The organism is Flavobacterium sp. CF108, assembly GCF_900129795.1.
Taxonomy (GTDB): domain Bacteria; phylum Bacteroidota; class Bacteroidia; order Flavobacteriales; family Flavobacteriaceae; genus Flavobacterium.
In genome coordinates, this window is the sequence record NZ_FQWW01000003.1 from 75,101 (window position 1) to 88,334 (window position 13,234).

General features: G+C 33.6%; 11 protein-coding genes. 1 reads left to right on the forward strand and 10 read right to left on the reverse strand.

Annotation, left to right across the window (positions count from 1 at the left end):
* Positions 1–157 precede the first annotated feature (157 nt).
* The 7 genes from BUE10_RS08965 to BUE10_RS08995 all read right to left on the reverse strand — a co-directional run bounded on the left by BUE10_RS08965 (position 158) and on the right by BUE10_RS08995 (position 9,917).
* Positions 158–1,753 carry a PepSY-associated TM helix domain-containing protein gene (locus tag BUE10_RS08965; RefSeq protein ID WP_073484366.1) on the reverse strand — a complete coding sequence of 532 codons (1,596 nt, stop codon included), beginning with the start codon at positions 1,751–1,753 and terminating at the stop codon, positions 158–160.
* Between the two features lie 117 nt (positions 1,754–1,870).
* Positions 1,871–4,030, reverse strand: coding sequence for a TonB-dependent receptor (locus BUE10_RS08970; protein WP_073484368.1), 2,160 nt, complete (start codon positions 4,028–4,030; stop codon positions 1,871–1,873).
* A gap of 98 nt (positions 4,031–4,128) precedes the next feature.
* Positions 4,129–4,506, reverse strand: a complete 378-nt coding sequence (locus BUE10_RS08975) for a hypothetical protein (protein ID WP_073484371.1) — start codon at positions 4,504–4,506, stop codon at positions 4,129–4,131.
* A 235-nt stretch (positions 4,507–4,741) separates the two neighbouring features.
* Positions 4,742–8,089, reverse strand: coding sequence for a preprotein translocase subunit SecA (gene secA / locus BUE10_RS08980; protein WP_073484373.1), 3,348 nt, complete (start codon positions 8,087–8,089; stop codon positions 4,742–4,744).
* Between the two features lie 87 nt (positions 8,090–8,176).
* Positions 8,177–8,398: a DUF2795 domain-containing protein gene (locus tag BUE10_RS08985; RefSeq protein ID WP_007138072.1), complete on the reverse strand. Its 222-nt coding sequence runs from the start codon at positions 8,396–8,398 to the stop codon at positions 8,177–8,179.
* Positions 8,399–8,571: 173 nt separating this feature from the next.
* Complete coding sequence (locus BUE10_RS08990; protein ID WP_073484375.1) at positions 8,572–9,141, reverse strand: cob(I)yrinic acid a,c-diamide adenosyltransferase; 570 nt, start codon at positions 9,139–9,141, stop codon at positions 8,572–8,574.
* 89 nt (positions 9,142–9,230) lie between these two features.
* The gene (locus BUE10_RS08995; protein ID WP_073484377.1) at positions 9,231–9,917 is read right to left on the reverse strand and encodes an ABC transporter ATP-binding protein; all 687 of its coding nucleotides are present in this window, start codon (positions 9,915–9,917) and stop codon (positions 9,231–9,233) included.
* A 290-nt stretch (positions 9,918–10,207) separates the two neighbouring features.
* Here BUE10_RS08995 and BUE10_RS09000 point away from each other — a divergent pair, with 290 nt between their 5' ends.
* On the forward strand, positions 10,208–10,867 hold the full coding sequence (locus BUE10_RS09000) for a DUF6565 domain-containing protein (RefSeq protein ID WP_073484379.1): 660 nt from the start codon (positions 10,208–10,210) through the stop codon (positions 10,865–10,867).
* Positions 10,868–10,945: 78 nt separating this feature from the next.
* Here BUE10_RS09000 and BUE10_RS09005 read toward each other — a convergent pair whose 3' ends face one another.
* From BUE10_RS09005 to BUE10_RS09015, 3 genes are read right to left on the reverse strand one after another with little or no spacing between them, the layout of a single operon-like run.
* The gene (locus tag BUE10_RS09005) at positions 10,946–11,797 is read right to left on the reverse strand and encodes an alpha/beta hydrolase family protein (RefSeq protein WP_073484381.1); all 852 of its coding nucleotides are present in this window, start codon (positions 11,795–11,797) and stop codon (positions 10,946–10,948) included.
* A 50-nt stretch (positions 11,798–11,847) separates the two neighbouring features.
* A complete protein-coding gene (locus BUE10_RS09010; RefSeq protein WP_073484383.1) occupies positions 11,848–12,627 on the reverse strand; it encodes an O-methyltransferase in 780 nt (259 codons plus the stop codon).
* A gap of 20 nt (positions 12,628–12,647) precedes the next feature.
* On the reverse strand, positions 12,648–13,130 hold the full coding sequence (locus BUE10_RS09015; protein ID WP_073484385.1) for an FKBP-type peptidyl-prolyl cis-trans isomerase: 483 nt from the start codon (positions 13,128–13,130) through the stop codon (positions 12,648–12,650).
* Positions 13,131–13,234 lie beyond the last annotated feature (104 nt).

Genomic DNA, 13,234 nt, shown 5'->3' on the forward strand with positions numbered 1-13,234 from the left:
GTTTCCAAAACCTTGTAGGTATCTTGGTATTCTTTTAAATAAGAAAAGTTTTGCCACGAATTACACGAATTAATTGATTTAAAAATTTGTGGAAATTCGTGTAATTCGCGGCAAAAAAAACTTAGTATCTCAGCAACTTAGAACCTTAGAATCTTTTTTACTTTTTTAAGAATAAAATAAAACCTAAGATGCTGACAATTAAAATGCTCAATGCAGCTAAAACTGTGGCCAGATCACGAATATTTTTTCCTGCCCAATCCATGAATAAAAATTTATGTAATATGGCAAATGAATAACCTTCTACTTTATCTGCATTTTTAACTACAGCTGCCAGTCTTGAAGTTGACGTTTCGATAAAATACGTTGTTTTTTCAGGAGTGTCGTACGCTAGTTTTACAACAGGCAGACGTTTATTTACAAAACCATATTCTCTGCTTTCAAAGTCAGTTAAAACTTTTGATTCTAATAATTTTACGTTTTCTATTGATTCTTCAGGTTCATCAGAAGTTTCGATCATTTCGCAGCAAGCCGCTTGCGGAGCCCCGCCCGTAAAATAGTAAGCCAGATATTCGGCATAGTGAAGATCAACATTTGGGACAACTTTATTAGTCGCAGGATTAATGTAAATTACTTCCGATTTTTGATCTTTCTTTTTATTCCATTTTGAATTAGAATCTACTTTTGAAGTCTTGAATTTACTTTTTTCAAGCAATTGACAACGGAAATAAGTTGTATCGTTTAAAGTAATAATACTTGTATTTTGAAAACGGGTCCAATCTAAATCCAACGCATTATTAGCTAACGGAATTTCTTTAGTCACAAATGTAGGTTCGTAAACCATTTGCGATAAAGTATAAGGTGCCCATTTTGTTGTAGCATGATATCCTCCGCTAAAAGCAAAAGTCAAAGTAAAAAGTGAGACCCAGATCCCAATTTGGCGATGGTATTTTCTAAGCCCTTTTTTAGGCGCTGCATTATCTGTTTTTTTGAATTGTTTCCACAGTAAACCGTAAATCAAGATGCCGCTTAAAGCAGAAAATCCAATAATTGACAATAAGAAAATCATGGTAATGATTCTGATACTATTGTTCGATATTGCATCTATAAAAGACCAATTATGAAAAGTATCAAAAAACCAGATAAAAGCTTGTCTTGAAGTAGGATTGTAAGTAGCCAGTTTGCTTGAAGATGTTTCAACATAAACCTGCATGGCATCAGGACGGTCAAAAGTTAGTTTATAAACCGGTAAATAACGATTCACATATTTGTATTGCGACGTAAATTCGGTTACAACTTCACTCTTTTTAACGGCACTTTTTTGATCGTCCAAAAAATAACGAGAAAGCCATTCAGCATATTTTTGATCTCCGTCTTCCAGTTTTTTTCCGTTAGAAGCATCATAATACCACAATTCGCCAAAAATGGTTTTTACCTGATAAAAGGTAGTATTATTAAAAGAGACAATTCGGAAATTTTTGAATTGAGTGATTTCATTTTTTTGTAAAACTTCCTGAATTGATAATTTCAGTTGATTTTTGTCTATTATTTGCTGTTCCAGTTTTTCGTGTGCAATTTCAGGTTTGAAAAAGTGCGCCATAAATGGATGCATTAAACCAGAAAGTGTCCAGAAAATAACAGGAACAATGGTAATTAAGCCAATAACACGATGCCACTTGTACATGTGCTGCTTGATTTTTTTTACGATTTTAGGATCTTTCTTTTTAGAAGATTTTTTCTTGATTTCTTTACTCATCTTGAGTTGTTTTGATTTTTATTTTTTTGCCACAGATTTCACGGATTAAAATGATTTTTTTATTTAAAAACTCTGTGATTAATCCTTTTAATCCGTGAAATCTGTGGGCAAATAATTTTATTTTTTTAATGAAAAATTGTACTGAATTCCAAATACAAATGTTCTTGGAGCTGCCGCCGTATATGTTGGCTGTGCGTTTGTGGTATTAGCTCTCGAAACGTTGTAAGCGTATAATTTATCAGTAAGGTTCATTACGTTTCCGTATACTTCAATTCCTTTCCATTGATAACCAACTCTTGCATTGAAAATGTTATAACCGTCGTATTTTACCGTATTGATCTGATCTTGGTAATAACTTCCCACAAGCTGCCATTCGATAGAAGTCCTTAAATTAGGAAGCCAGTTTGGATAATAACTTACCTCTGAATTTCCAGACCATTTTGGAGCAGCCGGCATTTCTTTTCCATTTAAATCCTGAACAGGATCGGTTGGTTTGTCCGAAAGTTTAAAATCGATATAAGTATGCTGCGCGTAAGTTCCGCCCAAGCGAAAATTAAATTGCTGCGAAGGACGATATGAAGCTCCAAATTCAACTCCTTTATGACCCGTTTCTCCTGCTGAACGATAATCTGTTGAGTTATCCGGAAGTTTAATGTTTAGTAACTCATTTTTGCCTTCCATATAATAAAAGGCATAATCAAAATTTAATTTGTTTTGAAGGAAAGAAAGCCATCCGCCCACTTCATAATTATCAAAAGTTGCCGGTTCTAAATTGTAATAAAAATCAGCTGGAACGCCTGTTGTTCCTCCAGTTCCGGGTTTAGTTCTAAAAATAGAGGTAATTCCGGGAGGTGCAAAACCTTGAGAATAATTGCCATAAAAGCCTGCAAACTCAACTGGATTAAAATTTGCACCTAGTTTAAAAGTGAATTTATCGTAGACTTTGCTTCCTGTAGATTTGTCTAAAGCATTATCATAGTCTACTTTCATGTTGTCGTATCGACCGCCAACTGTAAATATTAATTGTTCAATTGGATTAATACTCAATTGCGCGTATCCTGCTGAGTTGAAAATATCTGCCATATAATCTGCTAATTTTGAATCTGGATGTTCAGCAATTATTTCATAAGAATCAACAGTTTGTTTACCAGCTTCTCCCGGATTTAAATTAGCTTTCAAATCAATTACATAAGACCAATACGTAACTGGAGAATAATCATATAAAGCACCAGCCACAAGTTTTGTATTTAGAAAATCAAATTTTTGAGTGTGCTGTCCAATTGCTCCGTAACTTTTAAAGTTATTTGAATTTACTTCACCTTTAGCAGTTGTAGGATTTACAGTCGGGCTCCATTTAATTCCGTAAGAAGGATTTTGACCTAATTTATTATCACGTAAATAAGCTGTAATATAACTGCTTGAATTACTGTTCCAATCGTGTTCAAGCGTTAAACGAGTTCTTAAAGCATCAGATTTTCTATAAGTAAAATTAGAAGTGCTTTTATAAGTTCTGTTATTGAAAGCGTCTTCGTTAACCGTTCCGCTCATATCCGAATAATATTTTCCATACATCGTATTGCTTATTAATCGGGTAGAAGGAGAGATGTTATAATCGATTCTCGCATTCAAATTATCTTTGTTGTAATCAGAATAAGTCATCCAGCCATTTTCCTGTAAACTCGAAATTCCGGCAATATGAAAACCAACTTTTCCTACGGTTGCACCGCCGGCAGCCTGAAATCTTCTGTATCCATAATTATCTGCCTGAACTCCAAATTTAAATTCGGGATCAACAGGTGGTTTTATCGAAATTAAATTGATTGTTCCGCCCACAGCCTCAGGGCCGTATAAAGAAGAAACCGGACCTTTTACCACTTCAATACTTTGCAGATTATATTGATTGATTTCTAATAAAGCATTGTGATTGAAGATTCCCATTGGGCGAATTGGCAAGCCGTCTTCGAGATATAAATAATAAGCATTTGTTGTCATTGGCTGACGAATAGACATCATGTGCTGTTCGTTTCCTAAGTTAACCATTAAAACTCCCGGCGTTTTGTTTATAATTTCATAAACAGCAGTAGCCTTAGTTTCGTTAATAGTTTTGGCTGTTAATTTGCTAATTGCAACAGGAGTTTCTTTGCGTTTAGTAGCAGTTCTGTTGGCAGTTATAAAGACGTTTTCAAGCTCTTGAGATTTTGTTGTGTCTTTTTCTGGCTTGTTCTGCGCAAAGACAAATTGTCCTATAAGTAATAGGATAATGTATATTTTTTTCATTTTAAATTTATATAAATTTTAAAGTAACGTGTGCTTTTCCTGACTTGACGACAAGAAAAAATCTTTTCAAAAACGATTGAAAAGCGGTTATCAGAAATTTATATAAAATAGGATGGAGGTCGAAACGTAGTGTTTGAAATCGAAATAGGTTTTGTATCAAAAGAAGCAAAGATTTTTGCTCTTGATTCAATTGGAGTTACTAATTTAAAATTAGTCGTAGTAGTATGTTGAATGTAAACAACTTCTGCTTTTTCTTTCAGGTTGTTTTGCATTCTTTTTTCGTTATCAGCGTATTTTTTTAAACTTTTTTGAAGTTCGCATCGACCGTTACAGGAATTAAAAACCATTTTTCGCTGTACGCAAATCGTTTTTGAAATTTCTTCCTGATTAAGTTTGAAAGAAGTGTAAACAAAGAAGCTGCCAAAAGAAGGCAGTAAAAGTGTACATGAAAGCAATATGATCAAAAATCGTTTCAAAACGCTATTTCTATGTTTCGAATGCAAAAATACATTTAATTCGCATTTATTACCAAGAGTTTCGGGAAAAGTTTTTTTTGAAAGTGTTCAGTGTTCAGGTTTTTAGTGTTCAGTCCGGTTTGTAAACTAAAAACCCGACAGGTTTTAAAAACCTGTCGGGTTTGATATATAATTTGAGTATCAGTCTAAAAACTGTAACTGAACACTAAAAACCTGAACACTGAATACTAAAAAATTATTCCTTAACAATAACCCAAGCTCCAGAAGCTAAAAGAGTTTCTGCTTTTTTGAATTTCATTGTTTCTGTTTTACCAGTTGCAACTTCCTGAACTGTTACAGTATCATTACGATTGATTTTTGGCATATCTCTCACAATCGTTTCTGTAACCTGACGTTGTTGTGTTTCTCCAGCTTCGCGGTTGATGCTTTCACTGTTAGGAATTTCGTCTTTGCTTAATTGTAAATTCTCTTTTTGACGAACTTCTCTTGCTTCGTGAATTTCAGAAGTAACGTTTTGAGCTGGTAAATCACCTTTAAACAAGAATGAAATAACTTCTTTATTAACGTTGTCTAACATTCCTCTAAACAAGTTGAAAGCTTCTAATTTATAGATAAGTAATGGATCTTTTTGTTCGTGAACAGCCAATTGAACAGATTGTTTCAATTCGTCCATTTTACGTAAGTGTTTTTTCCAAGCCTCATCAACAATAGAAAGTGTGATGTTTTTCTCGAAATCAGCAATTAATTGCGCTCCTTCGCTTTCGTAAGCTTTTTTCAAGTCTGTAACAACATTCAAAGTTTTGATTCCGTCTGTAAAAGGAACTACAATTCTTTCGAAATGGTTGTTTGGCTCTTCATAAACTCCTCTAATAATTGGGAAAGCTTCTCTTGCGCTTCTTTCTGTTTTTTCAGTGTAGAAAGTTAAAGCTTCTTTGTATACTTTTCCAGTAACTTCAATGTCTGATAATTTTTGGAAATCAGCTTCTGAAATTGGAGAAGTAATTCCGAAATAACGAATTAAGTCAAAATCAAAACTTTTAAAATCATTTGCAATTTTATTGTTGCTTACAATTAATTCGCAGGTATCATAAAGCATATTAGCGATATCCAGTTTTAAACGCTCGCCAAACAATGCGTGACGACGACGTTTGTAAACTACTTCACGCTGAGAGTTCATAACGTCATCATATTCTAATAAACGTTTACGGACACCAAAGTTGTTTTCTTCTACTTTTTTCTGAGCACGTTCGATAGATTTAGTCATCATAGAATGCTGAATAACTTCACCTTCTTTCAATCCCATTCTGTCCATCACTTTAGCAACTCTTTCAGAACCAAATAAACGCATTAGGTTATCTTCAAGAGAAACATAAAATTGAGAACTTCCCGGATCTCCCTGACGACCAGAACGACCACGTAACTGTCTGTCAACACGACGTGAATCATGACGTTCTGTACCCACGATTGCTAAACCTCCGGCAGCTTTTACTTCTGGAGATAATTTAATATCGGTACCACGACCAGCCATGTTTGTTGCAATAGTTACAACTCCGGCTTTACCAGCTTCTTCAACGATTTGTGCCTCTTGCTTGTGCATTTTAGCATTCAATACGTTATGAGTGATTCCTCTCATTTTAAGCATACGGCTTAATAATTCTGAAATCTCTACAGAAGTTGTTCCAATCAATACTGGCCTTCCAGCGTTTGATAATTCGGTAACGTCTTCAATTACAGCGTTGAATTTCTCACGTGTAGTTTTATAGATATAATCTTCTTTATCGTGTCTTGAAATTGGACGGTTAGTTGGAATTTCAACAACATCCAATTTGTAAATCTGCCATAACTCTCCAGCTTCTGTAACCGCTGTACCCGTCATACCACCTAATTTGCTGTACATTCTGAAATAATTCTGTAATGTAACTGTTGCAAAAGTCTGCGTTGCAGCTTCGATTTTTACGTTTTCTTTAGCTTCGATCGCTTGGTGTAAACCGTCAGAATAACGACGACCATCCATGATACGACCTGTTTGCTCATCGACAATCATAATTTTGTTGTCCATGATAACGTATTCTACATCTTTTTCAAAAAGAGCATACGCTTTTAAAAGCTGGGTAAGAGTGTGAATACGCTCGCTTTTTACTCCAAAATCCTGGAATAATCTTTCTTTAGCTTCTGCTTCACCGTCTTTGTCCAGTTTTTGTTTTTCGATTGCAGCAATTTCAGTTCCAATATCCGGAAGCACGAAAAAGTCAGCATCTGTATCTCCTGAAAGGTATTGGATACCGTTATCAGTCAATTCAACTTGATTGTTTTTTTCTTCAATTACAAAATACAAAGCTTCATCCACTTTATGCATTTCGCGATTGTTATCCTGCATGTATTGATTTTCAGTTTTTTGAAGCAATTGTTTAATTCCTTCTTCACTTAAAAATTTAATTAATGCTTTATTTTTAGGTAAACTTCTGTAAGCTCTTAACAATAAGAATCCGCCTTCTTTAGTATTTCCTTCTTTGATTAATTTTTTAGCATCTGCCAAGAAACCATTCGCCAACTGACGTTGTTGTGCAACTAAGTTTTCGATTTTTGGTTTCAACTCGTTAAATTCATGACGATCTCCCTGCGGAACTGGTCCTGAAATAATAAGCGGTGTTCTTGCATCATCAATTAATACAGAATCGACCTCGTCGACAATAGCATAATTGTGTTTTCTTTGAACTAAATCACTAGGCGAGTGCGCCATGTTATCTCTTAAGTAGTCAAAACCAAATTCGTTGTTGGTTCCATAAGTGATATCAGCATCGTAAGCTTTCTTTCTTTGTTCTGTACTTGGCTGGTGATTATCGATACAATCTACAGATAAACCGTGGAATTCGAATAAAGGCGCTTTCCACGTGCTGTCACGTTTTGCTAAGTAGTCATTCACCGTTACTAAGTGAACTCCGTTTCCTGTCAAAGCGTTTAAGTATAATGGAAGTGTAGCAACCAAAGTTTTACCTTCACCCGTTTGCATTTCGGCAACTTTACCTTCGTGCAGAACCATTCCACCAATCAACTGAACATCATAGTGAATCATGTCCCAAGTAATGTCTTTTCCGGCAGCATTCCATTTGTTAGCCCAAACAGATTTTTCACCGTCAATTGTAATATATGGTTTTGTTGCAGAGAATTCGCGGTCTTTTGCAGTTGCAGTAACCTCGATATGAGAGTTTTCTTTGAAACGACGAGCCGTTTCTTTTACTACAGAAAACGCTTCTGGAAGAATTTCCAATAAAGTTTTTTCAGAGATTTCATAAGCTTCTTTTTCAAGAGCGTCTATTGCATCATAAATATCTTCTCTTTTGTCGATATCCTCAATATTTTCAACTTCAGCTTTTAGAGAAGCGATTTTTGCATCTTTATCTGCCCTTGCTTCTTTAATTTTTTCTTTAAAATAAGCGGTTCTCGCTCTTAGTTCGTCATGAGATAAACCCATTAAACTAGTTTCGAAAGTCTTAATTTTGTTTAAGTAAGGTTGTAAAGCTTTGACATCTTTTTGAGATTTATCACCTACAAAGACCTTAATGATGCTATTTATGAAACTCATAATTTATTTGTATTTCTTTATTATATAATATGTATTTGAACCAAAAAAAAAGCCTCTATGATGAGACTTTTTCCTTTGGTTTATTTTTTAATATTCATCCTCATTCCAAAGATAATCTTCGTCTGTTGGATAATCAGGCCAAATTTCTTCCATTGATTCATATATCTCGCCTTCGTCTTCTATTGACTGAAGGTTTTCTACTACTTCTAATGGAGCACCAGCTCTAATAGCGTAGTCAATAAGTTCGTCTTTGTTAGCAGGCCATGGCGCATCACTTAAATAAGATGCTAATTCTAATGTCCAATACATCTGTTATCTGTTTAGTTTGTGCAAAAATAAATTTTTTACTGAAAAAGACAAGTAAAATTTGATTTATTTTAATAAAATTTAAGAACGTCCTGTTAATTGCAGATTTTAGATTGTTAATTTTAGATTTATAGAATCTTGAAAAATCTAAAATCTTAAGTCTAAAATCTAAAATTTTACTTTCTCGGAATCCATTTCACTTCCTCCGCTTTTAAGTCAAACGACAACTTCCGTGCCAAGACAAAAAGGTAGTCAGAAAGTCGGTTTAAGTACATAATTGCGATTTCAGGAACGTGTTCATTATGGCTTAAATGTACTGCCAAACGTTCTGCTCGACGACATATACAGCGCGCTATATGACAATGTGACACGGTTGGGTGTCCGCCTGGTAAAACAAAATGAGTCATTTGCGGAAGACTTTCTTCCATTTTATCTATTTCGTTTTCGAGTAATTCGATATCTGAGTCAATTATTCCGAGATTTTTTAAGCGGAGTTCTCCGTTTTTTAAAACCTCTTTTTCCTGCGGAGTTGCCAAAATGGCGCCTACAGTAAAAAGACGATCCTGAATTTCTATTAAAATAGTTTTATAATGCGAATCTATTTCCTGATCGCGAATTAATCCTATATAAGAATTAAGTTCATCAACAGTTCCATAACTGTCAATCCTGATATGATCTTTAGGAACGCGCGTGCCTCCAAAAAGAGCCGTTGTTCCTTTGTCGCCTGTTTTGGTATATACTTTCATGGTTATTTTAGATTTTAGATTTCTGATTTTAGATTTTAGATTTTAGATTTACAGGATTCAATCTGAAATCTAAAATCTACAATCTAAAATTATTTCGTCGTGTCGCTTTCAATTAAACCATCACGCAAACGAATAACACGGTGTGCGTAGGCAGCGATATCTTCTTCGTGAGTTACTAAGATTACTGTATTTCCTTGTGCATGAATATCTCCAAAAAGTTTCATGATTTCTACAGAAGTTTTACTGTCTAAGTTTCCTGTTGGTTCATCGGCTAAAATAATCGAAGGTTTGTTGACCAAAGCACGGGCAATGGCAACACGCTGGCGTTGTCCTCCAGATAACTGATTTGGCTGGTGATCCATTCTGTCAGCTAGATTTACTTGTGTTAAAACCTCAGTAGCTCTCGCATTTCTGTCCGATTTTGAATATCCGGCATAAATCATAGGTAATGCAACATTATCTAAAGCCGTAGTTCTTGGTAAAAGATTAAAAGTTTGAAAAACAAATCCGATTTCTGTATTACGAATTCCGGCTAGTTCGTCATCACGCATTTGGCTCACATCTTTTCCGTTCAAAACATAACGTCCGGAAGTTGGTGTATCCAAGCAACCTAATAAATTCATTAAAGTTGATTTTCCAGATCCCGAAGGCCCCATTAAAGCGACGTATTCGCCTTTGTTGATTTCTAAATCAATTCCTTTTAAAACATAGACGATTTCATTACCAAGTACAAAATTTCGTCTTATGTCGGTTATTTTAATTAATGGATTTGCCATTTCGTTTTACAATTTTGGATTTAAAAGTACAAAACACTTTTCATAAAAATGATAAGTAGTTTAGAAATGGATTTTGTTACAAAAGCTTTTTAATAGATATGTATTAAAATAAATATGTTTTTTAAAGCAGAAACGGTTATATCATTTTCGATTGATTTTGCATAATTGTCATTATTTTATGAATTTTATAGTATTAAAATGTTTTTAAAATTTCAAACATGACAATAATGTAATTTGTTTGGTTAGTTATTTGGTAAATTTGATTATAATTAATTAAAACAATCAGTATTATGAAAAATATTCAAATGGTATTAGGAATCGCATTAATTGCATTAAGCTTTACATCGTGTAAAGATGAAAAACAAGAACAAGCTCAGAAAAAAGTTGACGCTTATGCAGCTTACGTTGATTCAGTTAAAAATGTTTCAGCAGAAAATTTAAAAGCAGACTGGAAAGCAGTTGATGCTGAATATGATAGAAGATCTCAGGAAGCTCAGGCAGCGTTAGCAGATTTAAAAGATAATTCGGCTGCGACCGAAAAAATAAATGCAAGTAAAGTTAAATATGAAGAGTTTAAAAATGAGATGACCACCGTTTTTGCCCCTCCAGCTCCAAGTCCGAAACAACAATTAAGAAACGCCTTATTTGGTGAAGGAAAAATTGGCGATGATATGAACTTTGACTGGGTTAATGCTCAAAATATTCACAGTGTGTACCAACAATTTGTTCATACTGTTGAAGATAACAAAGATAAATATTCAAGAGAAGACTGGGATGAAGTTAAACTGATGTATGAAGCACTTGACAGCCGTAAAAATACAGTTGAAAAAGAAGGACTTACAGCAGAAGATAATAGAAAAATTGCCGGTCTAAAAATTAAATTTGCACCAATGTATACTGTTAACAGAATGGGTGCAAAATCTGAAGAAAATAAAGAGGCTAAAAAATAATTGTAAATATTTTGAATTAGAAAAAAATGGCAATCAGAAATGATTGCCATTTTTTTATTGTAAAATTTCTAAAAGAGCTTAATTCTCAAATTTCCTTAAATCGTCTAAAAAAAGTTTCCAAATACTCTCTTTAAATTTATTTTTAAAGAAGCCAAAATGGCCAATATCTTTTACGCCAAATTCTTCGGCTTTTAAATGCGTTCTGGTTACTTCAGCATTTTTAAATTGTGAAGCAATCCAATTTACTGCCGGGACAGTTGCATAAAAATCATTATCGATACTATAAGAAATAATTTTACATTTAATTTTATCATAATGCTCTTTTACATTGTCGATACAATCAAAATGATAATTTGGTTTTTTACACCATTTTGCCCATTCCAGAGCCATTTCTTTTGGTAAATCTTCCATGCGGGTAAAATGGCTGGAAGGCAGATAATTGAAAATTCTGCAAAATAAAGGTATAGTAACATACCACAAAAATTGCATTTTTAGTCTTTCAAATCCTTTCCAGTGAATCCAGCTTCCAGATTGTGATACAGCCATGATTACGCCTTCAAATAAATTATTTGAAGGAACTAAACCTATAAGCTGACCGCCAATACTGTGTGTTATGATGAATATTTTGCTGTCTGGATTTTTATTTTTGACATACTGAACCACACTTTCAAAGTCGTTTTGTGCCCAATTTGTGGCTGTTGTAGAAAACTTCTTTAGAGATTCTGGTTTTGAATCGCCAATTCCTCCGTAATCAAAAGTGAAAACAGAATAATTGTTTTTAGATAAAAACTTTGAAAAATTCTGATAATAATTTTGCTTAACTCCTGTGGCAGAAGCAATAATAACACAATTGGCATTTGGATTGTCTGAAAGAAATTCAGTTACAGCTATTGAATATTGTAAAGGTGTATCAATTTTTATTGCATTCATATAAACTTCGTATGGTAACAAATGTAATAAAAATTGTATACTGAAATTTGTTAGGCGCGAATCACAAAATGTTCTTTTTCCTGTTCGTATCTAAAAAATACAAAACCCCATTGAAAAGTATCGATCGTAACTTTTACTTTTGGATGATTTTTTATAATCTCCCAAGCTTCTTCCATTTCAGGCGACCAATGTATGTCGTCAAAAATCCACACAGAATCGTTATTTATTGTTTGCAATAAAATTTCAAAATAAGTTAAAGTTGCTTTTTTTGAATGATTTCCGTCGAAGTATATTAGATCATAGCTTTTAGAGTTTAGATTCTCTGAAATTAAAAAAGATTCAAATTCTGAGATTATATTTTCGACATTTTTGCAGTCAAATTTATCTAATTGATTTTGGGCCGTATTTGCTGTGTTTGGACAGCCTTCAATTGTAATAACTTTTGCATCTGTATTTCCAAGAGCAAGGGCAGCGGTTGCCAAACCTAAAGAAGTTCCAATTTCAAGAATATTTTTTGGTTGAAAATAATTAGTAACGCGAAATAATAATTCAGCTCTTTTTGGAGAAATTCCGGCTGTAGATGCGATTTTAGAAATCTGTCTTCTGTTTGATTTAAAAACTTTAGAGCCTGCGCCAAAATCAGTTACTTCAATAAAATTTTTATTTTCAAGAAGCGATTTTCTATAATTTTTTAGGATCAGATATTCGCGTTTCGGTTTCTTATCATAAAAGCATTTGGTAAGTAAACTAAAAACAAAAGGCGAATGAACACCGTGTTCGTTTTTAGAATTCCAAAGAAATTTTAAATAAGATTTGATTTGAAAAAGCATGCCGAAATTTTGAAAATATCTTAATTAATCGATTTTAATGTTATGTCAAATATCAAAACAGATCCGCCTGGAATTCCATTATAATTTTTGCTTCCGTAACCTAAATGTGCAGGAACTAAAAGAACACCTTTTCCTCCCGGTTTAAAAAACGGGATTCCTTCTTTCCAGCCTTGAATTACCTGATTTAAACCAAATGCAACTCCTTTTTTATCTTCTTCTGCTACATTTTTGTCACTTTCATCAAACACATTTCCGTTTGTAAAATAACCTTTGTAAACAACCGTTACATTTGAATTAGGATCAGGGAATTTTTCGCCTTCACCCGGTTCATCTATAATATAATACAAACCAGAATCTGTTCTTGTTGCAGTTAAGTTATTTTTAGCCAAGTAATCTTTTATTTCTTGCTCATTTTGAGCTGTATAATCTTTAACTTCATCTTTATCTTTAGAACAAGAAACGAAAAGAGTCAATGCTAATAATGCTGTTAAAAGTTGTTTCATATTTTATTTTTTTGAAATAATTAAATATTTGGTTTCACAGAGATTCACAAAGAAAACGCAAAGATTCACAAAAAATTTCGTGCACCTCTGTGCTTTCTTTGTGA